This window comes from uncultured Sulfitobacter sp., assembly GCF_947500075.1.
In the GTDB taxonomy this organism is placed as follows: domain Bacteria; phylum Pseudomonadota; class Alphaproteobacteria; order Rhodobacterales; family Rhodobacteraceae; genus Sulfitobacter.
The window spans coordinates 330,844-353,718 of sequence record NZ_CANMQS010000005.1; the positions used below are offsets into that span (position 1 = coordinate 330,844).

The 22,875-nt window shown below is 61.4% G+C and carries 25 protein-coding genes; 9 read left to right on the plus strand and 16 right to left on the minus strand.

All coding sequences use genetic code 11. From position 1 onward, the window contains the following. From Q1A91_RS17405 to Q1A91_RS17460, 12 genes are all read right to left on the minus strand, one after another. A complete protein-coding gene (locus Q1A91_RS17405; RefSeq protein ID WP_299880367.1) occupies positions 1-888 on the minus strand; it encodes an HAD-IIA family hydrolase in 888 nt (295 codons plus the stop codon). 2 nt (positions 889-890) lie between these two features. Then, entirely contained in the window at positions 891-1,706 is an 816-nt protein-coding gene (gene phnE / locus Q1A91_RS17410; RefSeq protein WP_299880370.1) for a phosphonate ABC transporter, permease protein PhnE, read from the minus strand. After that, entirely contained in the window at positions 1,706-2,527 is an 822-nt protein-coding gene (phnE, locus tag Q1A91_RS17415) for a phosphonate ABC transporter, permease protein PhnE (RefSeq protein ID WP_299880373.1), read from the minus strand. Before phnE (Q1A91_RS17415) ends, phnE (Q1A91_RS17410) begins: the two co-directional genes overlap by 1 nt. Further along, positions 2,524-3,321 carry a phosphonate ABC transporter ATP-binding protein gene (phnC, locus tag Q1A91_RS17420; protein WP_299880376.1) on the minus strand — a complete coding sequence of 266 codons (798 nt, stop codon included), beginning with the start codon at positions 3,319-3,321 and terminating at the stop codon, positions 2,524-2,526. The genes phnE (Q1A91_RS17415) and phnC overlap by 4 nt, the downstream gene beginning before the upstream one ends. A gap of 78 nt (positions 3,322-3,399) precedes the next feature. Further along, positions 3,400-4,374, minus strand: coding sequence for a phosphate/phosphite/phosphonate ABC transporter substrate-binding protein (gene phnD, locus Q1A91_RS17425; RefSeq protein ID WP_299880379.1), 975 nt, complete (start codon positions 4,372-4,374; stop codon positions 3,400-3,402). A gap of 95 nt (positions 4,375-4,469) precedes the next feature. Next, a complete protein-coding gene (gph, locus tag Q1A91_RS17430) occupies positions 4,470-5,126 on the minus strand; it encodes a phosphoglycolate phosphatase (RefSeq protein ID WP_299880382.1) in 657 nt (218 codons plus the stop codon). A 57-nt stretch (positions 5,127-5,183) separates the two neighbouring features. Beyond that, complete coding sequence (locus tag Q1A91_RS17435) at positions 5,184-7,226, minus strand: ATP-binding protein (protein ID WP_299880385.1); 2,043 nt, start codon at positions 7,224-7,226, stop codon at positions 5,184-5,186. A 399-nt stretch (positions 7,227-7,625) separates the two neighbouring features. Next, the gene (locus tag Q1A91_RS17440; RefSeq protein WP_299880387.1) at positions 7,626-7,838 is read right to left on the minus strand and encodes a hypothetical protein; all 213 of its coding nucleotides are present in this window, start codon (positions 7,836-7,838) and stop codon (positions 7,626-7,628) included. Positions 7,839-7,980: 142 nt separating this feature from the next. Further along, positions 7,981-8,604: a VOC family protein gene (locus Q1A91_RS17445; protein ID WP_299880390.1), complete on the minus strand. Its 624-nt coding sequence runs from the start codon at positions 8,602-8,604 to the stop codon at positions 7,981-7,983. 63 nt (positions 8,605-8,667) lie between these two features. Further along, positions 8,668-8,982, minus strand: a complete 315-nt coding sequence (locus tag Q1A91_RS17450) for an antibiotic biosynthesis monooxygenase (protein ID WP_299880393.1) — start codon at positions 8,980-8,982, stop codon at positions 8,668-8,670. A gap of 13 nt (positions 8,983-8,995) precedes the next feature. After that, positions 8,996-9,802, minus strand: a complete 807-nt coding sequence (locus tag Q1A91_RS17455; RefSeq protein WP_299880396.1) for a ChaN family lipoprotein — start codon at positions 9,800-9,802, stop codon at positions 8,996-8,998. A 46-nt stretch (positions 9,803-9,848) separates the two neighbouring features. After that, entirely contained in the window at positions 9,849-11,396 is a 1,548-nt protein-coding gene (locus Q1A91_RS17460) for an acetolactate synthase large subunit (protein ID WP_299880399.1), read from the minus strand. 161 nt (positions 11,397-11,557) lie between these two features. Here Q1A91_RS17460 and choX point away from each other — a divergent pair, with 161 nt between their 5' ends. The 4 genes from choX to choV all read left to right on the plus strand — a co-directional run bounded on the left by choX (position 11,558) and on the right by choV (position 14,698). Continuing rightward, positions 11,558-12,481: a choline ABC transporter substrate-binding protein gene (gene choX / locus Q1A91_RS17465; protein ID WP_299880401.1), complete on the plus strand. Its 924-nt coding sequence runs from the start codon at positions 11,558-11,560 to the stop codon at positions 12,479-12,481. A 98-nt stretch (positions 12,482-12,579) separates the two neighbouring features. After that, positions 12,580-13,413, plus strand: coding sequence for a choline ABC transporter permease subunit (gene choW, locus Q1A91_RS17470; RefSeq protein WP_299880404.1), 834 nt, complete (start codon positions 12,580-12,582; stop codon positions 13,411-13,413). Further along, a complete protein-coding gene (locus tag Q1A91_RS17475) occupies positions 13,410-13,682 on the plus strand; it encodes a hypothetical protein (RefSeq protein WP_299880406.1) in 273 nt (90 codons plus the stop codon). The genes choW and Q1A91_RS17475 overlap by 4 nt, the downstream gene beginning before the upstream one ends. Then, complete coding sequence (gene choV, locus Q1A91_RS17480) at positions 13,679-14,698, plus strand: choline ABC transporter ATP-binding protein (RefSeq protein WP_299880409.1); 1,020 nt, start codon at positions 13,679-13,681, stop codon at positions 14,696-14,698. Before Q1A91_RS17475 ends, choV begins: the two co-directional genes overlap by 4 nt. Before the next feature lie 167 nt (positions 14,699-14,865). Here choV and Q1A91_RS17485 read toward each other — a convergent pair whose 3' ends face one another. Continuing rightward, positions 14,866-15,519 (minus strand): DUF2848 domain-containing protein, encoded by a 654-nt coding sequence (locus Q1A91_RS17485; protein ID WP_299880412.1) that lies wholly within the window; start codon positions 15,517-15,519, stop codon positions 14,866-14,868. 22 nt (positions 15,520-15,541) lie between these two features. On the opposite strand from Q1A91_RS17485, the gene Q1A91_RS17490 reads away from it, so the two are divergent. The 5 genes from Q1A91_RS17490 (at position 15,542) to Q1A91_RS17510 (ending at position 20,344) form a co-directional block, all read left to right on the plus strand. Next, positions 15,542-16,477 carry a LysR family transcriptional regulator gene (locus tag Q1A91_RS17490; RefSeq protein ID WP_367278687.1) on the plus strand — a complete coding sequence of 312 codons (936 nt, stop codon included), beginning with the start codon at positions 15,542-15,544 and terminating at the stop codon, positions 16,475-16,477. Between the two features lie 90 nt (positions 16,478-16,567). Then, the gene (locus Q1A91_RS17495; RefSeq protein ID WP_299880415.1) at positions 16,568-17,413 is read left to right on the plus strand and encodes a putative hydro-lyase; all 846 of its coding nucleotides are present in this window, start codon (positions 16,568-16,570) and stop codon (positions 17,411-17,413) included. A 12-nt stretch (positions 17,414-17,425) separates the two neighbouring features. Then, positions 17,426-18,451, plus strand: a complete 1,026-nt coding sequence (locus Q1A91_RS17500; RefSeq protein ID WP_299880417.1) for a TRAP transporter substrate-binding protein — start codon at positions 17,426-17,428, stop codon at positions 18,449-18,451. Positions 18,452-18,515: 64 nt separating this feature from the next. Further along, complete coding sequence (locus tag Q1A91_RS17505; RefSeq protein ID WP_299880420.1) at positions 18,516-19,064, plus strand: TRAP transporter small permease subunit; 549 nt, start codon at positions 18,516-18,518, stop codon at positions 19,062-19,064. Continuing rightward, positions 19,061-20,344 (plus strand): TRAP transporter large permease, encoded by a 1,284-nt coding sequence (locus Q1A91_RS17510; RefSeq protein ID WP_299880422.1) that lies wholly within the window; start codon positions 19,061-19,063, stop codon positions 20,342-20,344. Before Q1A91_RS17505 ends, Q1A91_RS17510 begins: the two co-directional genes overlap by 4 nt. 6 nt (positions 20,345-20,350) lie before the next feature. Here Q1A91_RS17510 and Q1A91_RS17515 read toward each other — a convergent pair whose 3' ends face one another. The 3 genes from Q1A91_RS17515 to Q1A91_RS17525 all read right to left on the minus strand — a co-directional run bounded on the left by Q1A91_RS17515 (position 20,351) and on the right by Q1A91_RS17525 (position 22,737). Beyond that, positions 20,351-20,581: a hypothetical protein gene (locus tag Q1A91_RS17515; protein ID WP_299880424.1), complete on the minus strand. Its 231-nt coding sequence runs from the start codon at positions 20,579-20,581 to the stop codon at positions 20,351-20,353. Positions 20,582-20,707: 126 nt separating this feature from the next. Beyond that, a complete protein-coding gene (locus Q1A91_RS17520) occupies positions 20,708-21,736 on the minus strand; it encodes an extracellular solute-binding protein (protein ID WP_299880426.1) in 1,029 nt (342 codons plus the stop codon). A gap of 101 nt (positions 21,737-21,837) precedes the next feature. Further along, a complete protein-coding gene (locus Q1A91_RS17525; RefSeq protein ID WP_299880429.1) occupies positions 21,838-22,737 on the minus strand; it encodes a LysR substrate-binding domain-containing protein in 900 nt (299 codons plus the stop codon). Positions 22,738-22,875 lie beyond the last annotated feature (138 nt).

The following is a 22,875-nucleotide window of genomic DNA, read 5'->3' on the forward strand; positions in this document are numbered from 1 at the left end:
TCAGGGCCGCGCCAGAATGTAATCCGGCATGATCCCGGCGCTATCGATGCGCGGTGCCACGTCATGGCCTGCAAAGAACCCATACCCTGAAATCAGCGCGGTCTTCACGCCGGCCGCCTGTCCGCCCAGAATATCGGTATGGAGGCTGTCGCCCACCATCACCGTGCGCGCGGGGTCGAATGTGCCCAGATGCGCGAAGGCCAGATCAAAGATATTCCCGAAGGGTTTGCCGTAAAACTGCGGTGCCACCCCGGTGGCATCCGCCAACCTGTGCGCATAGCTGCCCGGTTCGGTTGAGAAATCCTGCTCACGCGGGGCGACGATATCGGGGTTGCCCACGAATACCGGGCGCGCATGACCCTGCACCGCGCGTTCCAGCAGGGCCTGTCTGTCCTCGGTCCAAACCGCACTGCCCATCATCACAAACCCATCCACGTCAGCATAGGCCGCGGGATCATCCTCCAGAAAGGTGATGTTCAGCCCGTCCAGATCCGCCCGCCCCAGCGCCGGATTGGCCATCAGCCCCCAGTGCCTGTCTGGCTGCGCCGCAAGCCCCGCCAGCACCGCCTTGCGGCTGGTGATCACATCCTCCGGCGCGAAGGCGTACCCAAGCCGCGCGTATTTCTCCATCAGTCTGGCGTGGGGAAAGCCTGCGGCATTGGACACCACCAGCACCCGCTTGCCCGCCGCCTGAAGCCCTGCAACCCGCTCCGGCACGCCCTCAATCGCCGTCTCTCCGATGTTGAGCACACCGAAAGCGTCCAGCAGGAAGGTGTCCACCTCATCCGCAATCGCATCCAGATCGGGCAGGGCGCGGCAGGGGGCATCCCGCGTGACAGCCGGCAGGCGCGCGCGCACGGCTTCATAGGCCGCAAAAGCCTCTGGCATCTTCAAATGATGGCACCCCGGACTTTGGCCGACACCCATTCGGAAATCACCACAGCCGCCAGGATCACCAGCAGGATCAGCGACACCTGCGGCCACGCCAGCACATTGAGCGAGGAGGACAATTGCAACCCGATGCCGCCCGCACCGACCAGCCCCAGCACCGTGCTTTCGCGAATGTTGATGTCCCAACGGAAAACCGCAATGCCCGCAAAGGCAGGCAGGATCTGCGGCACGATGCCGTAAGCCATCACCTGCCAGCGCGACGCGCCCGTGGCGGTGATCGCCTCCACCTGCGTGGTGTCGATTTCCTCAATCGCCTCATAGAGCAGCTTGGCACAAAACCCGATGGAGCGGATGGCGATGGCAATCACGCCCGCAAATACGCCCGGCCCGATGATCGCGATCAACAACAGCGCCCAGATCAATGAGTTGATCGACCGGGTGGAGACGATGATCAACAGCGCAATGGGCCGGATGAGATAGGCCGACGGCGTGGTGTTGCGCGCTGCCAGAAACGCCACCGGCACCGCGAGGATCAGCGCAAAGATCGTGCCCAGCGTCGCGATGTTCAGCGTGTCCCAGATCGGCTTGCCCAGCTGCGTGATATACTCCCAGCGCGGCGGGGTGGCGCGGGTCCATATGTCATTGGCGATGCGCGGCGCGTCCCAGACGAAGAACCACGTGGTCGATTCAGAGATCCGTTGCCAGCAATAGGCAAAAATCGCGATGCCGATCAGCCACAACACCCAGTGAAACAGGCTCTCCCGACCGGTCCGGCGCTGCCACTCCTTGACGCTTCCCGTCTCGCGCACCGGCATTACTGGACCCTCGCGCGGACAATGCCGGAGATATATTCCAGCGCCATGACAATCACGATGATCAGGATCAGGATCGCCGCCGCCGTGTCGTATTCATAGCGATCAAACGCGGTGTTCAGCGTGGCCCCAATACCGCCAGCCCCCACAAGCCCCAGAATGGCGCTTTCGCGGAAGTTGATATCAATACGGTAAATACTCAGCCCAATCAGGCGCGGCATGACCTGCGGCTGGACGCCGTAGTTGATCCACTGGGTCCAGCTTGCACCCGACGCCTTGATCGCCTCAGCCTGCACGCGGTCCATGCTTTCGATGTCCTCGGCCAGCAGCTTGGACAAAAAGCCAATCGTCGCAAAGCTCAGCGTCAGGAAGCCTGCCAGCGGGCCAAAGCCAAAGATCGCCACCAGCAGGATCGCCACGATGATTTCCTGCAACGCGCGGCTGATGGCGATGATGCCCCGGCAAATCAGGTAGATGGGCAGGGGGGCCACGTTGCGCGCAGCCCCCAGCGCAATCGGGATGGAAACCGCGATGCCCACAACGGAGGCCGCAACGGTCATGATGATACTCTCCAGCATCCCGTCATAAATGTCGCCCGAGCGGGAGGTGAAATCCGGACTGGTGAAGGCCAGCACAAACTGTTTGCCCCGCTCCAACCCTTCGTAGACGCGGGCCCAATTGACGTCGATGGTCATATAGGCCGCGATCAGGTAGGCGATGAACCCGGCCAGCAATCCCCAACGCAGCAAGGGGTTCTGGACAAAGGGCGGCTTCTTCCACGGTTTGCCGATCTGTGTGGTCACGTCAAAGGCGGGCGCGCTCATTGTGCGGCCACCTCTTCGTCTTCATCGTCGCCGATGGCTTCGATGGTCGCTTCCCAGTCTTCCTCGCCGTAGATCTCCGTCAGCTTGTCCGGTGTCAGCCCGTCGGGTGGTCCGTCATAGACCACCGCGCCAAAGCGCAGCCCGATGACGCGCTGCACAAACATCTGCGCGAGTGCGACGTCGTGAATGTTGATGATCGCCGCCAGACCGCGCTCTTTGCACAGCTCGCAAATCAGCCGCATGATCTGGCGCGATGTCTTGGGATCAAGCGAGGCCGTCGGCTCATCCACCAGCAACAAGGCCGGGTTCTGAATGAGCGCGCGGCAGATGCCGACCCGCTGGCGCTGCCCGCCAGACAGTTCATCCGCACGTTTGTCCGCCATATGCGCCAGACCCACTCGGTCCAGCAGGCGAAACGCCTCGTCGACGTCCGATTGCGGAAACCGCCGCAGGAAGCTGCGCCAGAAGCCGACATAACCCAACCGCCCCGACAGGACGTTTTCCATCACTGTCAGACGCTCGACCAGCGCATATTCCTGAAAGATCATCCCGATCCGACGCCGCTCGCGGCGCAGACCGCTGGAGGACAGCGTGGTCAATTCCACATCGCCCAGCTGCACCTTGCCCGATGTTGGCTCCACCAAGCGGTTGATGCAGCGAATGAGCGTGGATTTACCCGCACCGGATGGCCCGATCAGCGCCAGCACCTGACCTTCGGGCACCTCAAGCTCCACCGCTTTCAGGGCCTGATCCCCGGTCTTGTAGGTCTTCACCAGCTTATCAAGCCGCAGCATACATATCCCCCCGTGCGGCCCTGTCACCGCCCGTCTTGCCCAAACGAAAGGGCAGGTCCGAAAACCTGCCCGCCCGTGTTACTCGCAGCTGTAGCTGACGCCGTTGGCTGCATCAATCTTGCGGATCACGTCCCAGTACTCCTGGTAGGTCATCTCAAGGAACTGGCCTTCGTTGGACTTCTCGAATTCCTTCTCAAGCGACGTGCCTTCCCACTCGAAGTTGAAGAACGCATTGCGGATTTTTTCCTTCAACTCAGGCTTGAGGTTATGTGCCGTGCCGTAGCCCGTGGTGGGGAAAGTCTGCGAGGTATAGATCGTCACCACGTCGTCCTCGGCGATCACATCGCGGCTGATCATACGAAATTTGACCGAATTGGCGATGGAGGCTGCCGGATAATCCTTGTTGGCCACGCCCAGGATCGAGTTGTCGTGCTTGCCGGAAAAAACCGCTTCAAAATCGCGTTCCGGGACCATGTCGAAATCCGATTTCAGGATAGCGCTGGGTGCCTTGAAGCCCGAATTCGAGGTGGGCGAGGTGAAAGCCATTTGCTTGCCCTTGATGTCCTCGACCTTTTCGATGCCCGAGCCGGGGTAGGTGATGATCTCCATCTCATAGCCGAAACTGCCGTCGGTGGAGGCCATGATGGTGAAGGGGTTGAAGCCCGCGCAGTTCACTGCCAGCGGGTTGGACCCGGTGTTGAAACCCGCAATATGCAACCGGCCTGAGCGCATCGCCTCGATCTGGGCGGCGTTGCTCTGGACGGGGAAGAAAACGATCGACTTGCCGGTCTCGGCTTCCAGGTGGGTCAGGAAGTCCGACCAGGCGTCTTTGTAGACGGCAGGGTCTTCCACCGGCGTAAAGGCAAAGATCAGCGTGTCCGGATCCACCAGATCCGCAGGATCAGTGGGCGTGTCCGCGATCAGATCGCCGTCCACATCGCAAAACCGCTCATCCAGATCGCCGCGCGGGCAGTCTTGGGCCGCAGCCGGTCCGGCAAAAGCCAGCGCCAGCGCAAAGGCGGCACCACTTAGTAATGTTGATTTCAATGTCATATTCTCGCTCCCTTTGGACATTTGTTTTTGGATCACGCTAGCGTGTAGTCCAGGGGACATAAAGGGAATTGTTTGCGCTCGCAGGAACGGCTGTCTCAGCCGGTCGTGATGCCGTGCTCCACCCAGCGTTCAAACCGGTCGGAGGGGGCAAGATCAGGCAAGGGATGGTTCAGATACCCGCCGCCAAACAGCCGAAACGGCACGCCCGCGTTCTGCGCGGTGTCATGGTCAACCTTGCTGTCGCCAACATATAGCGTCGTTTCAGGAGCCGCACCCATCCGTTCGATACAGGCCAGCAAGGGGGCCGCATCGGGCTTGCGCGGCTGGCCGTCCTGCGCGCCTGCGATCACCTCGAAATAACCTGTCAGATCCAGCGCCGCGCAAAGATCCTGTGCAGGCTGATCCGGTTTGTTGGTGCAGATCCCCATCGGGATGCCGCGGGCCTGAAAGGCCTCCAATGCCGCGATGACGCCCTCATAAGGGTGGGTCAGCGTCGTCATGTCGCGCTGATAGGCCTCCAGCAAATGGGCCAGCGTGGTTTCATATGTCTCGGGATCGCTGCCGCCGGTGGCGTTCAGACAATGCTCCGTCAGCACCCCGATGCCGTTGCCGATAAAGGAGATGATGGTGGGCAGATCCAGCGTCTGCCGCCCCATCTTTTGCAAGGCGACGTTGGCGGCGGCGTGAATGTCCGGCGCGCTGTGGATGAGCGTGCCATCAAGGTCGAAGACAAGAGCGGAAAATGGGGTCATGGCGCATGACTTAACTCGAAGCGGCGCGAAGGACCACGGGCGAATTGCACAGGTGGATCAGGCGACCATCGCCTCGATCTCGTCCTCCCCGGTGTCGTCGTCCGGTTGCGCGGAGGGAAGCGGCAACGACAGGATAAAGCTGCTGCCCTGACCTTCGACACTGGTGGCAATCAGATCCCCACCATGCGCCCGCGCAATATCGCGCGAAATCGCCAGACCCAGACCGGTGCCGCCATATTTGCGGCCCGAAGAATTGTCGACCTGATGGAAGGCTTCAAAGACGCGGCCCAGATGCTCTTCCGGGATGCCGATGCCGCTGTCGGTGACGCGGAAAAGGACACTCTCCTCGGTCTGGGAGACATCCAGCGTGATCTTGCCCTCATCGGTGAACTTCGTGGCATTGCCAATCAGGTTGATCAGGATCTGCTGGATCCGCTTGTCATCCGCGTTCAGCGCAAGATCCGGCGTGCTGACTTCAAGGGTAAGGCCCTTTTCCTCAATCATCGGACGCATCTGGTCAATGACCGGCTCGGCGATCCGGGCGGCATTGGTGTCGGCCATGTCCATCGACAACGTGCCTGAATCCACCTTGGCAAAATCCAGAATCTCGCTGATCAGGGTGAACAGGTGGTTGCCCGAACGTTCCAGCGTTTCCATCATCTTGGCGACCTGATCGGTCATGACATCCAGCTTCGGCTGGATGTCGTCCTTGAGGTCCGGATGTTCCTCGATCTCGGCCATCAGCTTGCGATAGCTGGGCAGGCTGCGCATGTTCTTGGCCAGCTTGGCATGGCCCAGAATGACCGTCAGCGGTGTGCGCAATTCGTGGCTGAGCACGCCCATAAAGTCGGTCTTGGCCTTGTTGGCCGCTTCCGCCGCAATCTGCGCTTTCTTCAGATCGGTGATGTCGATGCGCAGACCCACGACGCTGCCGTCTTCCATGGGGCGGTCATAGGCGCGGATCAAGCGGCCATCGGCCAGGATCTGTTCCTTGTCGGAGGATTTGATATGCAGCCGCTTGGACCATTCCTCATACCATTCTTCCTCGCGCCCGATGGCGTCCGGGATCAGCTTCTTGCGCAGGTTGGCTTTGACGATGTCCTCATACCGCGCGCCGACGCGCACCATGCCGGAGCCGCCGGCCAGTTGCTTGTACTTGTTGTTGAAGGCGACCAGACGGCGGTCCGCGTCAAACATGACAAAGCCATGATCCAGTGCCTCGATCCCCACTGACAGCTGCTTTTCCGCGCGGCGGCGGGTGTCAAACAACCGCATCACATACCACAGCGCCAACAGGCACGCGCCCATCGCGAGGGACCGGAGGGCCCAGCGGGTGATGTGATTGGGGCGGTGCAGGGGCCAGCCGCCTTCGGGCGTGGCCGCCAGTTGCCACTGGCCAAACGGCAGGTTGAGGCTCAGCCGGATGGGGTTTTGATCCAGAACGGCAATGTCGCCAAACAGCACCTGCTGACTGAACGGGCCGGTGGGCTGCACCTGGCTGATCAGCATGTTGAATTTGGTCTCGAACTCCGGAAAACCCACCTTGTTCATCAGCTTGTCGTAATCCAGCACGACCGACAGCATTCCCCAGGGATGACCGGGGCCGGGGCTGGTCTTGTCATAGACCGGTTTGGACAGGATCAGGCCGCGCCCACCGGTGGCCAGGTTGACCGGCCCATTGATCAGCCCCTCGTCCGCGCGCAGCGCGGCTTCGATCTGGTTGTTCAACGCCCGGCGCACCCGATAATCCACGCCCAGAATACCTTTCTGTTCGGATCTGGGGAAAACCATGGTGGCGATCTGGTTCGGGGCCGCGACAAGGCTGCGGACCTCCGGGTTCTCCAGCATGAAATCAACCGCCTTGAGGTTGAATTCGGTCTGGTTGATTTGCGGGTTCTCACCGATGACGGCGGCCAGTTCGTTCAGATCCATGATCCGTTCGAACAAGGTCGATTGCAGCCGCTCGCGCACTTCGATCAGGCGCACGGTTGAGGTCAGCTTCACATCGCGGACGTAGTTCTGATAGGTCAGCGTCTCAATGCGGTGGGTCAGAACAAACATGACAGCCGCAATGAACGCAAACAGGGCAATCCTGATCACGACCTGCCGTTGACGGGACGACGTCAAAGACGGTGTTTTTGTCTGGTCCGCAGTGTTTGTTTCTTCGTTTTGCATGCTGCCTGTCACCGAGTTTTCTTCGGATGCCTGTTATGGTCAGAATGTGCCAAAGAAATTGGCGCATTTTAGGGCAGAAACCCCTGTTTCTTCGAAACCTTCAGGCAAAGTGCATCCCACCGCCAACGGATCGGGAAGGATCAAGAAAATAGGGGGTTTCCCCGGTATTCCGGCATTCAGGGCCAGGTGGGAAACGCGCGCGCGGATGGAAATGGGCGGAATTGTGGCGCAGATCTCGGACAATTCCGCTGTACGATCCCCGCAAGCCGACGGCGACCGCGGCCTTACCCCGACAGCCGTTCCGCACGCCGCAGGCGGCCTGCGTCAGACGTCGATGAAGCCCAGCTTTTCAAGGGCGATCCGTGCCGCTTTGCGCTGTTCTGCGGGCCCGTTCAGCAGCGTTGTGTTAAGCTGCTTGACCAAGACGGTCAGCGCGCGGTTTTTCTGCCGATCCGCGATGAACCCTGCGACTTGGTCGGAAGCAAGGCCGTGGATGAACTGGATGGCGTGAGAAGAGGTTTGTGCGGTGTCAGTCATGTCGTGCGATGCCCCCCAAGAGCGCGTTCCGTCAGAATCGGCGTGACTGTCCCTCGACCGCCGATGCCCCAGCAGAACCCCATTTGCCGCGTGGAGTCCATGATTAATCAGGCGCTGTGGCCGGGGGCAGTTTGCCGGTCCGTCAGGTCAGTACAACAGTGCCGTTCGGCGTGGCAAAGGTGCCGACAAATCCCGTCGTCGCCCCCGCCTGCACCGGAATCGGGCAACCAATCGTGTCATAGACCGCCTGCAATCCCGCCGCATCCGGGTCGAGCGCCACAAAACGCTCCAGCGTCGTGCCCCCCGGCGTGGTGCCCGCCGGATGGGGGGAGCCTTCCCAGTCGATGAAGAACGGCAGACGTCCGGGCCAGCGCGGGTCAGCAAGGCGCATGATCGTCCAGTTCAACTGCACCCCCTCAGGCGTCTTGCGCGACATCGGGATGGGGTCCTCGACCGTGATGCCGCCGTCCTCGGCACGGCGGCGGACCGCTGCCAGATCGTCACAGGCCAGCGCAAAGGTCAGCATCTGCGGCTGCGGCAGTGCGGCAATGCCCGCGCCCATGGTGCCCGCCAGATCCTGTTCGGGGTCGGGGGCAATGATCTCAACATAGGTGGTGGCGGTCAGCCCGCTCAGCGCATTGCGCGTGCCAAAACCGGGATGCCTGCCGCCAATGATGGGGGCCACACCCGTCAGCCGTTCAAACAGCGCTGACCCCGCGTCCAGATCGGGCACCGCCCACAGCACATGATCCAATGCAATTGCCATATCCGCCGCTCCCTTTATCCGCTGGTCGCAGGTAACGACAGGCAGGCCCGAAGGGCAAGCGGTTCAGGCGATATGCTGGATCGCCGAGAACCCTTCGAACTGCGGCGTGCCTTCATGCAGCTTCTGATCGGGATTGCCCGCGTTCCTGTGCGCCGCGCGAAAGGCATCCGACCGGGTCCAGCCGCGAAAGGCCTCCTCATCCCGCCAGACCGTGTGGGAGGCATACAGGATCAGACCATCGGTCTCTGGGCCCTTGAGCATGTGGAATTCCACAAACCCCTCCATCCCTTTGAGGTGGCTGTCGCGGCCCAGCCAAAGCGCCTCGAAAGCGTCGGCATTGGCGGTGGGCACATGGAAACGGTTCATGGCAAGATACATGCGCAGGGGTCCTTCAGTTGGAAAAGGCGGCACAGGGGTCGCCGCGTGTGGGGGCAGGGGTGGTCAGGGTGCCGTCAAAGGCGGTGCCGTTCTGCGGCCCTTCGACAAAGGCAAAAGCATAGCTGGTCACATCCGGGGCCGCGCGGGCAAGATAGACGGGCATCCCCCACCCGGTGTGCACATGGCCATTGCCGACGATCACCACAACCGGCGCACCGTGATCGTTTAGCGCCTGCAAGGCCACCCGTGCAAAATGCGAATCGCGCAGGCGCTGCGCCTCGACCATGCCGGACATCATCTCAAGCGGCATCGCTTCGCAATGGGCCTCAAACTGCATCTGTTCCCGCGCGGTCTGCTCCGCCTCCGGCAGCGGCTCGGTCAACCCATAGGCTGCGGCGCGCGCGCCAAAGATCGCCGCCGCACCATCGGTAAAGGCTGCGCGCACGCGGTCGCGGGTCAGGGCCATGCCGATCACCTCCGCGTCCCCCAAAGCCTCAAAGATCGGCAGGTAGAGCGCGAAATCCGGCCAGCCTGCCGCTTCCCAGCCGATCCGTTCGCCAAGGCCCGCCGCATCGCCATCCGCTGCATTCACCAGCGCCGCCTGCGCCGGGCTGAGCATCTCAAACACAACCGCAGTGGGGGAAAGCGCTGCAATTACAGCCGCTTGCCCCCGGTGGTGCATCTCGTTGTCGTGGATCTCTCCCAACAGCACCACATCGGCCTGCGCCATCGCGGCCAGCGTGTCGGCATCAGGCACCGGCGTTTCAGCAAATGCAGGCAGGGCGCAGGCAAGGCCGAAGCAGAACGCATATCGTGTCATCATGCCCTCAAGGTAGGGCCGTAGGGCCCAAGGGCGAGGGGTCGCATCACCCGCAGACCACTTCGATCAACGCTGGTCCGTCGCTCTCCAGCCCCGCCCGCAGGGAGGCAGCAAAGAAATCCGCATCCTCGACCCGCGTGGCAGGCACGCCATGCCCCTTGGCAAGCGCCACCCAATCCAGCACCGGCTGCTCAATATCAAACATCGCCTGCGCATTGGCACCGTAGCTGTTGACGCCGACGTTCTTCAGCTCATCGCGCAGGATCTGATAGCCGCGGTTGGCGAAGATGATCACCGTCAAGTCCAGCCCTTCGCGGGCCATGGTCCACAGGGATTGCAGCGTGTACATCGCCGTGCCATCGCCGATCAGCGCAATGACCTTGCGGTCCGGGCAGGCAATCGCCGCCCCCACCGCGCAAGGCAGGCCAAGGCCAATCGCGCCGCCTGTGCCCCCCAGCACCTCATGCGGGCGTGCTTGGGTGGTCAGCGGCAACACCTGATGGCCGGAAGTGATCGCCTCATTGCAGACAATCGCATCCTCCGGGATCAGCGCGGCCAGCGTCTGGCCCACTTTGGCCAATGACATCTCTCCCGTGGCGACCGCTGGCAGGTCCAGCTGGAAACGTGCAGGCGCGTCCGCGTCGGAGGCTCCCACCGCGTCCGCCAAAGCCTGTAGCGACCACCCAATATCCTCCTCCGGCCCGCACAGCGTCGTGACGGCGCAGCCGGCTGGTTCGGGCAGGCTCGGCTTGTCGGGGTAGGCAAAGAACGCCACGGGCCGTTCCGTGCCCAGCAAGATCAGGGTGGAGATCCCCGCCATCTGCGCAATCTTCGGCGTGACGGGATAGACCAGTTGTTCCACCTTCGTGGTGCCCGCCCCCTTGGCAATGCGCGCCAGCAGCGTGTCGCAGATCAACCGGCATCCGGTTCTGGCCGCGATCCGGCCCGCCAGCTCCCGCTCTGCGCCAAACAGCGCGGTGCCCCCGATCATCAGTGCCGCGCCGGGTTGGCGCAACTGCTGCGCGATGGCTTCGACCAATGCGTCATCGGGCCGTCGCAGGGCAGGCGGGGCGGCTGCGGTGACCGGGCCATCCGCTGTGTCCCATGCGGTATCGGCAGGCAGGATCAGCGTCGCGATTTGCCCGTTGCGGCTTCGTGCAGCTCGGATCGCGTCGGCCCCGTCGGGGGCGACGCTGGCGGCATCCGGTGACATCCGGGTCCAATGGCTGACGGTCTGGCTGATGCCGACCGTGTCGCCCTTCAGCGGGCTTTCATATTGCAGATGGTGGATCGCATGATCCCCCATCACATTGACCATGCCGCTGCCCGCCTTGCGGGCGTTGTGGATGTTGGCAAAAGCATTGCCAAAGCCGGGTGCCAAATGCAGCAGCGTGCCTGCCACATCGCGCTTCATGCGGAAGTATCCGTCCGCCGCGCCGCTGGTGCCGCCCTCAAACAGGCACAGCACACAGCGCATTTCGGGATGGGCGTCCAACGCGGCGACAAAGTGCATCTCAGACGTGCCGGGATTGGCAAAAACCGTATCCACGCCACTGTCGAGCATGGTTTTCACAAGGCTGGTCGCGCCGTTCATGGGGATTCTCCGCTGGTTTGCGCGCAGCGTACTGCCCGCAGCACCCAGGCAAAAGAGCCATTCCGGCGCGCCCGGCCCACCGGAATAGCTGTTGCATCGCAAGACCGAATGGCATTTTCTTAACGACGCAAATTCAAGCATCCCAAAGGGAGACACCTCACATGAAAAAACTGCTCGCCACTACGGCGCTCGCTCTCACAGTCGGCAGCGCGGCCATGGCCAATTGCGACAAGGTCACGTTCTCGGACGTGGGCTGGACCGACATCACCGCCACCACCGCCGCAGCGACCGTGGTGCTGGACGCGCTGGGATATGAAACAGAGATCAAGATCCTCTCGGTGCCGGTCACCTATACCTCCATGGCCGCAGGCGACATTGACGTGTTCCTGGGCAACTGGATGCCGACAATGGAAGCTGACATCGCCCCCTATCGTGAGGCTGGCACCGTCGACACCGTGCGCGCCAATCTTCAAGGGGCGAAGTACACGCTGGCCGTCAACAAGGCCGCGGCCGATCTGGGCATCACCTCCTTCGGGGCGATTGCCGCCAATGCCGATGCGCTGGATGGCAAGATCTACGGCATTGAGCCCGGCAATGACGGCAACCGCCTGATCCAGTCGATGATTGATGACAATGCCTTTGATCTCAAGGGCTTCGAAGTTGTTGAAAGCTCCGAGCAAGGCATGCTGGCGCAGGTCCAGCGCCTGTCGCGCAAGGGTGATCCGATTGTCTTCCTCGGCTGGGAGCCGCATCCGATGAATGCCAATTTCGAGCTGACCTATCTGGAAGGCGGCGATGATTTCTTCGGCCCCGATCTGGGCGGGGCGACGGTCTATACCAACACCCGCGCAGGCTATGTGGGGGAATGTCCGAACGTTGGCAAACTGCTGAGCAACATGGAGTTCACGCTGGCCATGGAGAATGAGATCATGGGCGCGATCCTGGACGATGGCGAAGACCCGGCAGATGCCGCGCGCGCGTGGCTCTCGGCCAACACCGATGCGGCGGCGGGCTGGCTCGATGGTGTGACCACCAAAGACGGCGGTGACGCAAAGGCGGCTGTGATGGGCGCAATCGGCGGGTAAACCTGCCCGTCTTGTCGATACACACAGCGGGCGGCTTTTGACACAAAGGCCGCCCGCACTCAATGACGACGCCGCGCGCGCCACGAAGGACCCCACCCATGGAATGGCTGACAGAGAACAAGATCCCCATCGACGATTGGGCCGAAGGCGCCTTCGACTTTCTACAAATCAAGGGAGAGTGGTTCTTTGACGGTCTCGCCCTGGTGATGGAGCAGCTGATTGATGCGATCCTGTGGCTGCTGCAAACACCGCATCCGTTTATTATCATTGCATTATTCGCGGCCCTCACATGGCTGATCCAGCGCAACTGGAAAACCGTGGGTTTCGTGGTGCTGGGGTTCCTGTTCATCCTCAATCAGGACTACTGGGAGGAAACGACCGAGAGCCTGACGCTGGTGCTGTCGGCCTGTGTGGTCTGTATGGGGCTGGGTGTGCCGATTGGCATCGCGGCGGCGCACCGTCCGAAACTCTACCGTTTCATGCGGCCTGTGTTGGATCTGATGCAGACGCTGCCCACCTTTGTCTACCTGATCCCCGCCATTGTGTTCTTCGGCATCGGCATGGTGCCGGGCCTCATCGCAACGGTGATCTTCGTGCTGCCCGCGCCGATCCGCCTGACGCAACTTGGGATTTCCTCCACCCCGCGCGCGCTGACCGAAGCGGCAGAAGCCTTTGGCGCGACGCCCAGCCAGACTTTGTGGAAGATCGAATTGCCCTATGCGCTGCCGCAGATCATGACCGGGCTGAACCAGACAATCATGCTGTCGCTGTCGATGGTGGTGATTGCGGCCCTTGTGGGCGCGGATGGTCTGGGCGTGCCGGTGGTGCGGGCGCTCAATCAGGTGAACACGGGGCTGGGCTTTGAAAGCGGTCTGATCATTGTGGTCGTGGCGATCATGCTCGACCGGATGCTGCGGGTGGGTGAGAAATGAGCAACGAGACTGAAGAAATTGTAGGCAGACTAAATCGAGCTTTGGAATTAGCAGAGACTGGGCCAAAGGCCGAACTGAAGCCGGTGATAGCTTCGATCATTCTTAGTTCGCATCACTTTCCCGATCACAGGGGGCATCTCATTCGCGAAGCCTGCGCGACTATTAAACAAGTTCCCAAGGCTGTTGATCGAAAGAGAGAAAAATCTCTTGCGCGTGCGGACATCCAGAAATTCCATCGAGTTGCTAAGAATTGGATGGGTGAGAAATGAGCACAGCTGTCAAATTTGATAACGTCTCCATTGTCTTCGGCGACAAACCCGCCAAGGCGCTGCCGCTGATGGATGAGGGGCAGAGCCGCTCTGAAATCGAATCCGAGACCGGGCAGGTGCTGGGCGTGCACAATTGCTCGCTTGAAGTGGAGACGGGGGAGATCCTTGTGCTGATGGGCCTCTCGGGCTCGGGCAAATCCACGCTTTTGCGCGCGGTCAACGGGTTGAACCCGGTGGTGCGCGGGGCGGTCACGGTGAACGATGGTAGCTGGTCCGCCACCACGCCGGGCTGTTCCGCCGCGTCCCTGCGCCAGATCCGGCGCGAATGTGTGTCGATGGTGTTTCAGCAGTTCGGCCTGCTGCCCTGGCGCACGGTGCGCGACAACGTCGCGATGGCGCTGGAATTTGCCAATATTCCCAAAGCGCAAAGGTTAACGCGGGCGGATAAACAGCTGGCATTGGTCGGCCTGTCCGATTGGGCGGACCGTAAGGTGGGCGAGCTTTCAGGCGGCATGCAGCAGCGGGTGGGGCTGGCACGGGCCTTTGTGACCGAGGCGCCGATCCTGTTGATGGATGAGCCGTTCTCCGCCCTTGATCCGCTCATACGCTCGCGGCTTCAGGACGAACTGCTGGACCTGCAACGCGATCTGAAACGCACGATCATTTTCGTGAGTCACGATCTGGACGAGGCGTTCAAACTGGGCGGGCGGATCGCCATCATGGAAGGCGGGCGGATTGTGCAACTGGGCACGCCGCGCGAAATCTTCTCCAACCCGGCATCTGACTATGTGGCTGATTTTGTGGCGAATATGAACCCGCTGGGAGTGCTGACGGCGCGCGATGTGATGATGCCGCAGGACAAATATGCGACCGACGGATCGGTGGCGGTGGAAACCCCTGTGGCGGAGATCATTGAGCGGTTGAGCGATGAGGTGGCATCGCTGGAAGTGGTGGAGGATGGGGCGGCTGTCGGGACGATCACCGCGCAGTCGATTGTGGATCGCCTGAAGGTCTGACGTTGCTCTCTGCGGCCTGGGTGGTGCAGAGATTTTAGCCCTCCGGGGGGGTATTTTTAACCATTTGGAAGGGGCGGTGAGGGCAATGCGCCATGGTTAAGATGGCGTAAATCTTGACGGTGAGATGTGACTCTGTCCCCGCGGGGACAAGGTTAATGGCGGCCGTTTCAGGTGATCAGGGGCAGGCGCGTGGCGGCATAGGACAGGGTGATTTCCCGGTCCATCTTCGCATCATAGAGCCGCGCGCGGAACTGGGCGGAGGGGCGCACGCCGCCGATGGCGGGCAGGGTGCCGCACATCATCGCGGTGCCGTCTTTCATGCCTGCGGCTTCAATCAGTTTCTCCAGCGGGCGGATCTTGGCCAGCGCGCCTTTCTGGTAGGTCACCCATGCGCCGTTCTCGAATATCTCCGAGCTGAGCACCAGATCGTCCAGCCGGTCCGCGACGCTGGACCAGGACCACAGCTGCGTCCCCACGGGTTTGGGGCACATCTGCTTGGAGGCGGCAACGGAGGTCTTTTCAAACTCCCGATCGGTGTGGTCCGAGCCGAGGCCGAGCCAGAGTTTGCCCTGCGCCTGCACGACCAGCGGTTCAGCTTCGCCGGAACTGCCATTGCCCAGCACTTCGATCCGGTCGGATTGGGTGAGAAGGCTGGCCCCGTTTCGGTAGTAAAGCGGTGTCTTTGAGGGGGCGGGAATGCCAAGTGCGACCAGTTCGTTGATGTGATGCTGCACGGCAGCCGCATCCCGCCCGGTCCAGCCTGCGATGATCAGGTTGGTGATGGGCGCGTCCAGAGGGCCGGTGTCGGTGTCGAAGTGCATCTGTATTCCTTGAAGACTGGCAATGCCTTACCAAAGCGGTAAGCTGGGCGGATTGCAAGAAGGGATGGGATGCCACGTGACGCTGGATCAGATCAAGACGTTCTTCTGGGTGGCCAAGCTGGGGGGCTTTCGGCGCGCGGCGGGGCAGTTGAACCTGTCGCAGCCTGCGGTGTCAAACCGGGTGGCGACATTGGAGGACACCTTGCGGGTGAGCCTGTTTGAGCGGGGAGACAAGGCGCTGACCCTGACCCGCGAGGGCATGCGTCTGATGGCCTATGCCGAGCAGATGTTGTTTGTGCAGGAGGAGATCCGGCGGCGGGTCAGCAATACCGCGGAGATGGAGGGGCTGTTTCGCATTGGCGCCTCGGAGACGGTGGCGCAAAGCTGGTTGCCGGAGTTCTTGCGGGTGTTCTCGGCCGCCTATCCGCGGATTGATGTGGATCTGACCGTCGATATCTCCTGTGATCTGCGGGAGGGGCTGGTGGGGCGGCAGTTGGATGTGGCGTTCCTGATGGGGCCGGTGTCGGATTTTACCATCGGCAATGTGGCGCTGCCGCAGTTTCCGCTGACCTGGTACAAAGCAGCGGGTGTGGGGGAGGTGGATCTGGGCCGGGTGCCGGTGATTTCCTTTTCGGCCAATACGCGGCCTTACCGGGAGTTGATGGCAGCCCTGCGCCGCCGGTTGGGGCCGGGGGTGCGGATGTTTTCGTCAGCCTCTTTGTCGGCGTCGCTCAGGATGATTGCGGCGGGGGTGGCCGTGGGGCCCTATCCGCGCGCGCTGGCCGGGCCTTTGATTGCGGCGGGGCAGATTGAGGCCTTTGATCCGGGGCTGACGCCCAATCCACTGGAGTTTACCGCCTCCTATCTGGCGGAGCCCTATGATGCCTTGTCAGAACAGGCCGCCCAGATGGCGCGGGACGTGGCGCTGGAATGGGACGCGGCACAGGGCGAGCGATAGCCTATGGTTATCGCTTGTGATCGGAAATAATAATTTGAACTGTGGTGGCCTCCGTGTGACCTTTGCCGCAAAGGGGAAGGCTGCGCGTCAATGCTGGATCATGAGACACCATATGCGACCCTGCGGGAGGTGAGCGCAGCCGAGGTGCGGGCGGAGATACGCGCGGGCCGGTACAGGCGGCATACGGCGGGGCTCGCGCCGGGGAAGTTGCAGTGCAATCTGGCGATTGTGCCCGAAGAGGTGGCGCTGGACTTCATGCGGTTTTGTCAGCGCAACCCCAAACCCTGTCCGGTGGTCGGCGTGGGCGATACGGGCGATCCGATCCTGCGCACGCTGGGCTCCAACATCGACATTCGCACCGACGTGCCGCAGTACCGGGTCTACAGGCAGGGCAATCTGGCGGCAGAAGTCAGTGATATCAAGGACCTGTGGCGCGATGATCTGGTGACAGTCGCCCTGGGCTGTTCGTTCACCTTTGAAAATGCCTTGATCGAGGCAGGGATTCCCGTGCGCCACATTGATGAGGACAAGACGGTGCCGATGTATTCCTCCTCGCTTGAGCTCACGCCTGCGGGGCCGTTTGGCGGCACGATGGTGATCACCATGCGGCCCATTCACAAGTCGCGGGTGTCAGATGCCGTGCGCATCTCTGCGGCGTTTCCGCAAGCGCATGGCGCGCCCGTGGCGATTGGCGATCCGGGCGAAGTGGGGATTGCGGATTTGAACCAGCCTGACTGGGGCGAGCCTGTGGAGGTGCGCGACGACGAAGTGCCCGTCTTCTGGGCCTGCGGGGTGACCCCTCAGAATGTCTTGTTGCAGGCGCAATTGCCGCTGTGCATCACTCATAAACCCGGCTGTATGCTGATCGCGGATGCCGGGGAAAGGGCGGACACCAACGTGCTGTCCCGCTATCCAACTCAAGATAAAACCAACTAGGAGAGTATCAAAATGCGTAACCTTATCATAGCTTTGGGCGTCACGACCGCGATGGTCGCACCGGCGGCGGCGGAAAATCTGTCGGTGGTGGGATCATGGTCCGGCCTGCCGTTGCACAAGCAGTACGAAGCGCCCTTCTGGAGCGAGACGCTGCCGGGCAAGGCGGATGTGACGGTGGAATTGACCACGCACAACCAGATGGGTCTGGGGCTGGGCGATATCTATCCGCTGCTGGGGCAGGGGGTTTATGACGTGGCGATGACGGTGGCGGATTATGCCGTGTCTGATGCACCCGAACTGGAAGGGCTGGACGTGCCAATGATGGCGGCCACAGCCGATGAGGCGCGCGTGATGGTCGATGCGGCGCGGGGCATGGTGGATGACATCTACGCCAACCGTTTCAACGCCAAGGTGCTGGCGATTGCGCCCTATCCGCCGCAGGTCGTGTTTTGCAATGCGGAGATTGCGGGGCTGGATGATCTGAAAGGTCTGAAGGTGCGTGCGTCGGGTCGGATGACGGCGAAATTCCTTGAGGCCCTGGGCGCGGAAGGGATCAACGTGTCCTTCTCCGAAGTGCCGGGCGCGCTTCAGAAGGGTGTTGTGGATTGTGCTGTGACCGGGGCTGGTTCGGGATACTCGGCGGGTTGGTGGGAAGTGTCCACGCACCTGCTGCCGATCCCGCTGGGTGGTTGGGACCATGTGGTGACAGCGATGAACATGGACAAGTGGAACGGTCTGGACGGGGGCACGCAGGAGGCGATCATGGCTTCCATTAAGGCGGATTTTGAGGATCCGGCCTGGGCTTCGGCGCAGGGTGCGTTGGTCAATGACATCGCGTGTTTGACAGGCAACGGGGAGTGCCCAGCGGGTGACGCGCGGGGCATGACATTGGTCGAAGCCTCCGAGACTGACATCGCGCGTGCCAGCGAAATCCTGAAAGCCGAAGTGCTGCCCGAATGGGCGGAGCGCGCAGGCCCCGAATGGACTGCCCGGTGGAACGACACGGTCGGCAAAGCCGTGGGTGTGACCATCGAGTAATCTCCCTGCGGGGCGCGGTCGGTGTTGGGCCGCGCCCTGCGTTTTCTTGTGAAGGACGTTTGCCATGGCCGAGCGCTTGATTGACCTGTTGCGGCGCATCAACCGGGGCGTTGCCTATCTGGTGGGGGTGCTGCTGTTTGCCTGTGCGGGTTTTGTGCTGGCCGACATCGTGCTGCGGCAGATGGGGTCCAGCTTTGGCGGCACGGATGAGATTTCCGGCTATGTCATGGCGATCGCCACGTCCTGGGGCATGGCGTACACGATGCTGGAGCTGGGCCATGTGCGGATAGATCTGGTGCGGCGGCGGCCGGGGCCGCGCGGGCGGGCGTTGTTCGATCTGGGGGCGCTGGTGGTGACCTCCGGGGTGATTGTGTTGATTGCGGTGAAATGCTGGCCGGTGCTGGCGCGGTCGATCAAGAACGGCTCGACCGCGAATACGCCGTTGGAGACGCCGTTGGTCTTGGTCCAATGGCCGTGGTTTCTGGGATGGGTGTGGTTTGCGGTGATGGCGTGTTTGCTGTCGCTGGCGGCGTTGAGCCTGATCCTGAAGGGGCAATTTGACAGGTCGGAACAGGCGATTGGCGCCTTTGGCGAGCAGGATTCAGCAATATGATTACCTATGTAGCCATTGGCCTGTTGGGTCTGTTGAGCCTGTCGATCCCGGTGGGGATTGTGTTGTTCCTGCTTGGCATCGGGATTGACCAGTTTTTCAGCTCGTTTCCTTTGTTGAAGGGGTTGGGGAACATGGTCTGGTCGTCGTCCAATTCGGCGACGCTGGTGGCGATCCCGTTCTTTGTGTTGCTGGGTGAGATACTGGTGCGCAGCGGCGTGGCCGCGCGGACCTATTCGGCGTTGGACAAATGGGTGTCGTGGCTGCCCGGTGGATTGGTACATGCCAATGTGGCAACCGCGACGATGTTTTCGGCGACCTCGGGTTCGTCTGTGGCGACGGCGGCGACCGTGGCCACGGTTGCGATGCCACAGGCGGAGCGGTTGGGGTATGATCCGAAGCTGTTTTCCGGCGCAATTGCCGCTGGTGGCACCTTGGGGATCATGATCCCGCCGTCGATCAACCTGATCGTCTATGGCTTCCTCACGCAGTCTTCCATTCCGCAGTTGTTTCTGGCCGGGTTGATACCGGGGCTGGGGTTGGCGCTCGCCTTCATCATCATGACGGCGCTCATCTGCATGGTGCGGCCGTCACTGGGGGGCGAACGGCGGGTGTTTCCGTTGAAGGAGATGGTCGGGGCCTTGGCGCATTTGTTGCCGATCATTCTGCTGTTCACGGTCATCATCGGCTCGATCTACAACGGCTGGGCCACCCCGACGGAAGCTGCCGCCGTGGGCGTTGGTGGCGCGCTGGTGATTGCGATGTTCTTTGGCGGTGTGTCGGTGTCGATGCTGGGGGAGAGTATTCTGGGCACGGTGAAGGTCACGTCGATGATCATGCTGATCGTGATTGGCGCGTCGTTTCTGAATTTCACGCTGGCCTCTGCCGGGTTGGGGCGTGAGTTGGATGCGTTTTTGACCGGGCTTGGGTTGTCGCCCTTGGGGATGATCATGGTGATTGTGCTGATCTACATCGTGCTGGGGTTCTTTATTGAAACCCTGTCGCTGATGGTGGTCACGATCCCGATCATCGTGCCGATTGTGGTGGAGTTGGGATACGACCCGATCTGGTTCGGGATCCTGATGATTGTGCTGATCGAGATGGCCTTGATCACGCCGCCGGTGGGGCTGAACCTCTATGTGGTGCAAGGGGCGCGGAAGTCGGGGCATCTGAATGAGGTGATGCTGGGCTCGGTGCCGTATTGTCTGATGATGCTGGCGATGGCGATGGCGTTGATCGCGTTTCCGCAGATTGCTTTGTTTTTGCCGGAGTTTTTGCGGTAGCGCGTCTTAGCTCCTGCTGTAGAATTCAAATGCCGTGGCAGCCAAGACCACGATAACAAATAGGAGGGAAATCAAACCCGCATACCAATTCGTGCGATCAGTGCCCTTCGCTTCTTCTTTGGTTAAAACGAAGAACCGTTCCAATCCACGTGGATCCTGATCTCCGCGACGTCTCATGCGGACAATCACAATTGCTGCAGCGATGAAGATGGAAAGCAAATAAAGAACAAAAACCATGGGTGATTGTAGAGCTGGATTGACGCAGGTTGCAACTGAGCGTGGGTGTAGGGTGCGCATTTACTGCGCACCGCTGGTTTGTTTGGCTGGGGTGGGTGGTGCGCAGTAAATGCGCACCCTACGGGGTTACTTCCAGCCGACCTGGTTGAAGATTTTCTGCGCCTCGGGGACGTTTTTCGCCACGACCGACAGATCCACGTCATCTGCCTTGAACGCACCCAGCTTCGCCACACTCTCGCTCAGGGCAGCCCCTTCAACGGCCGGAAACTCATCATTGCCTGCGGAGAAATACTGCTGCGCTTGGTCAGACGCCAGATACTCCAGAAACGCGATGGCATTCTCGCGGTTGGGGGCATTTGCGGCCACACCGCCACCGGAGAGGTTCATATGCGCGCCCTCGGCGTCCTGCGCGGGGAAGATCCAGCCGATGCTGTCGATCTCGGCGCTCAACCCGCTGACGTCTTTGCGCAAAGCCCGCGCGAAGTAGTAGGTGTTGGCGATGGAGATGTCGCATTGGCCGGATACGATGCCGCGCAGCTGGTCGGTGTCCCCGCCTTCGGGCTCACGCGCGAAGTTGTCGGCCACGCCTTGCGCCCATGCGGTTGCTGCTTCAACGCCGTGGTTTTCGATGACAGCGGCCAGCAGGGTCTGGCTGTAGACGTTGGAGGAGGAGCGGTGGCAGACCATGCCTTTGTACGCCGGATCCGCGAGGGAGACATAGTCCATCGGCGGGTTGGGCACGTCGGCCTTGTCATAGAAGATGATCCGCGCGCGTTGGGAGAAGCCGAACCACTGGTTGTCGCTGTCTTGCAGGTTGGCGGGGATTTTCTCCTCCAGCACGGCGCTGTCGATGGATTGCAGCACACCGGCGTTCTTTGCGCGTTCCAGACGTGAGGTGTCGACGGTCAGCAGGATGTCAGCGGGGGAGTTCGCGCCTTCGGCCTGCATCCGCGCGATCAGCTCATCGGCTTTGCCTTCGATGCGGTTGATGGTGATGCCGGTGGCGTCGGTGAAGTCGGAATACAGGCGCTCATCGGTGTCGTAGTGGCGGGAGGAATAGAGGTTCAATTCGCCTTCGGCCATGGCCATGCCAGCCGCTGTCAGCGCGGTTGTGGCGGCCAGCGTGAAGGCGGTGATGCGGGGGGATTTTGTCATCGGACTCTCCGGAGGTTAATTCCTTACTGATTAAGTCAGATAACAGATTTTCGAAACATGTCCACATCTCCGATTAAAATAGTCGGAAATTTTCTGTCGGCCTAAACCGCCCCCGGAGAGAGGAAGGATTCGCGGAAGTAATCCGCAATCTTGATGGTGGATTGCGGCAGGTCCGCGCCTTTGCGCCAGGCAAGGCCGACGTCCATCGACGGGATCTCCTGATCGGTGGCGGCGGTGCCGATGCGTTTGCCCTCCAGCGACCAGGGGCGGTAGACCATGTCGGAGAGGATCGTGATGCCCTGACCGTTGGCCACCATGGAGCGGACGGCCTCCACAGAGGCGGTGCGCAGGGTGACGTTGGGCTGGTAGGTGTTGAGGTTCCAATACCGCATGGTGGTGTGGGCGGCTTCATCCACGGTCAGCATGATGTAGTCCTCGCGGGAGATTTCCTCGAACGTGGCGGTGCCCTGGCGGATGAACCTGTGCCCGTTGGCGGCCCAGAGCCTGCGGGGGGAGCGCAGGAGGGTCTGGGTCTCAATCTCCGGATTGTTGAGGTTGGAGGTCAGGACCACGGCCAGATCAAAGCGGTTGGACAGCAGGCCCTCTTCGATGCTTTCTCGGTTCAGCTCGCTCAGCCGGATTTCGAGGTTGGGGTAGAGCTGTTTGAGGCGGTTGAGGTGGTAGGGCAGGAAGTAGCCGATCACCGTATAGGTGGCGGCGATGGAGATGGTGCCCTTGACCGGGGATTGTTTCTGCGCGACGCGCCGGGCCTGATCAAGCTTTTCGAGGATCTCACGGGAGGAGGCGAGAAAGTCGCGGCCTGCTTCGGTCATCTCCATCCCTTGCGCGGAGCGGGTGAAGAGCGGCGCGCCGAGTTCGGCTTCGAGTTCCTTGATCGCGGAGGTCACGGCGGATTGGGAGATCGACAGCTCATTCGCGGCGCGGCTGACCTGTCCGGATTCGGCGGTGGCGACGAAGAATTTGAGGTGACGGAAGTTCATGCGCCCAAGTTATTCCGAAAACTGTGCGTGGTATATAGAAAAATCAGATAATGCTGCGCGCCATTCCGCCGTGGTCTTTCCAATATTTCCGGAAGATGGGGCGAATGCCTACCATAGGTGGTATCTGATTTTCCGATA

Bases quoted from the DNA above. Each gene is read 5' to 3' on its own strand.
- Q1A91_RS17455 (WP_299880396.1), bottom strand. From the start codon at position 9,802: ATGACACGATATGCGTTCTGCTTCGGCCTTGCCTGCGCCCTGCCTGCA.
- gph (WP_299880382.1), bottom strand. From the start codon at position 5,126: ATGACCCCATTTTCCGCTCTTGTCTTCGACCTTGATGGCACGCTCATC.
- Q1A91_RS17520 (WP_299880426.1), bottom strand. From the start codon at position 21,736: ATGACAAAATCCCCCCGCATCACCGCCTTCACGCTGGCCGCCACAACC.
- phnE (WP_299880373.1), bottom strand. From the start codon at position 2,527: ATGAGCGCGCCCGCCTTTGACGTGACCACACAGATCGGCAAACCGTGG.
- Q1A91_RS17510 (WP_299880422.1), top strand. From the start codon at position 19,061: ATGATTACCTATGTAGCCATTGGCCTGTTGGGTCTGTTGAGCCTGTCG.
- Q1A91_RS17525 (WP_299880429.1), bottom strand. From the start codon at position 22,737: ATGAACTTCCGTCACCTCAAATTCTTCGTCGCCACCGCCGAATCCGGA.
- Q1A91_RS17450 (WP_299880393.1), bottom strand. From the start codon at position 8,982: ATGTATCTTGCCATGAACCGTTTCCATGTGCCCACCGCCAATGCCGAC.
- Q1A91_RS17405 (WP_299880367.1), bottom strand. From the start codon at position 888: ATGCCAGAGGCTTTTGCGGCCTATGAAGCCGTGCGCGCGCGCCTGCCG.
- choV (WP_299880409.1), top strand. From the start codon at position 13,679: ATGAGCACAGCTGTCAAATTTGATAACGTCTCCATTGTCTTCGGCGAC.
- phnE (WP_299880370.1), bottom strand. From the start codon at position 1,706: ATGCCGGTGCGCGAGACGGGAAGCGTCAAGGAGTGGCAGCGCCGGACC.
- phnD (WP_299880379.1), bottom strand. From the start codon at position 4,374: ATGACATTGAAATCAACATTACTAAGTGGTGCCGCCTTTGCGCTGGCG.
- Q1A91_RS17475 (WP_299880406.1), top strand. From the start codon at position 13,410: ATGAGCAACGAGACTGAAGAAATTGTAGGCAGACTAAATCGAGCTTTG.
- Q1A91_RS17490 (WP_367278687.1), top strand. From the start codon at position 15,542: ATGCCTTACCAAAGCGGTAAGCTGGGCGGATTGCAAGAAGGGATGGGA.
- Q1A91_RS17500 (WP_299880417.1), top strand. From the start codon at position 17,426: ATGCGTAACCTTATCATAGCTTTGGGCGTCACGACCGCGATGGTCGCA.
- phnC (WP_299880376.1), bottom strand. From the start codon at position 3,321: ATGCTGCGGCTTGATAAGCTGGTGAAGACCTACAAGACCGGGGATCAG.
- choX (WP_299880401.1), top strand. From the start codon at position 11,558: ATGAAAAAACTGCTCGCCACTACGGCGCTCGCTCTCACAGTCGGCAGC.
- Q1A91_RS17445 (WP_299880390.1), bottom strand. From the start codon at position 8,604: ATGGCAATTGCATTGGATCATGTGCTGTGGGCGGTGCCCGATCTGGAC.
- Q1A91_RS17505 (WP_299880420.1), top strand. From the start codon at position 18,516: ATGGCCGAGCGCTTGATTGACCTGTTGCGGCGCATCAACCGGGGCGTT.
- Q1A91_RS17485 (WP_299880412.1), bottom strand. From the start codon at position 15,519: ATGCACTTCGACACCGACACCGGCCCTCTGGACGCGCCCATCACCAAC.
- choW (WP_299880404.1), top strand. From the start codon at position 12,580: ATGGAATGGCTGACAGAGAACAAGATCCCCATCGACGATTGGGCCGAA.
- Q1A91_RS17440 (WP_299880387.1), bottom strand. From the start codon at position 7,838: ATGACTGACACCGCACAAACCTCTTCTCACGCCATCCAGTTCATCCAC.
- Q1A91_RS17460 (WP_299880399.1), bottom strand. From the start codon at position 11,396: ATGAACGGCGCGACCAGCCTTGTGAAAACCATGCTCGACAGTGGCGTG.
- Q1A91_RS17515 (WP_299880424.1), bottom strand. From the start codon at position 20,581: ATGGTTTTTGTTCTTTATTTGCTTTCCATCTTCATCGCTGCAGCAATT.
- Q1A91_RS17495 (WP_299880415.1), top strand. From the start codon at position 16,568: ATGCTGGATCATGAGACACCATATGCGACCCTGCGGGAGGTGAGCGCA.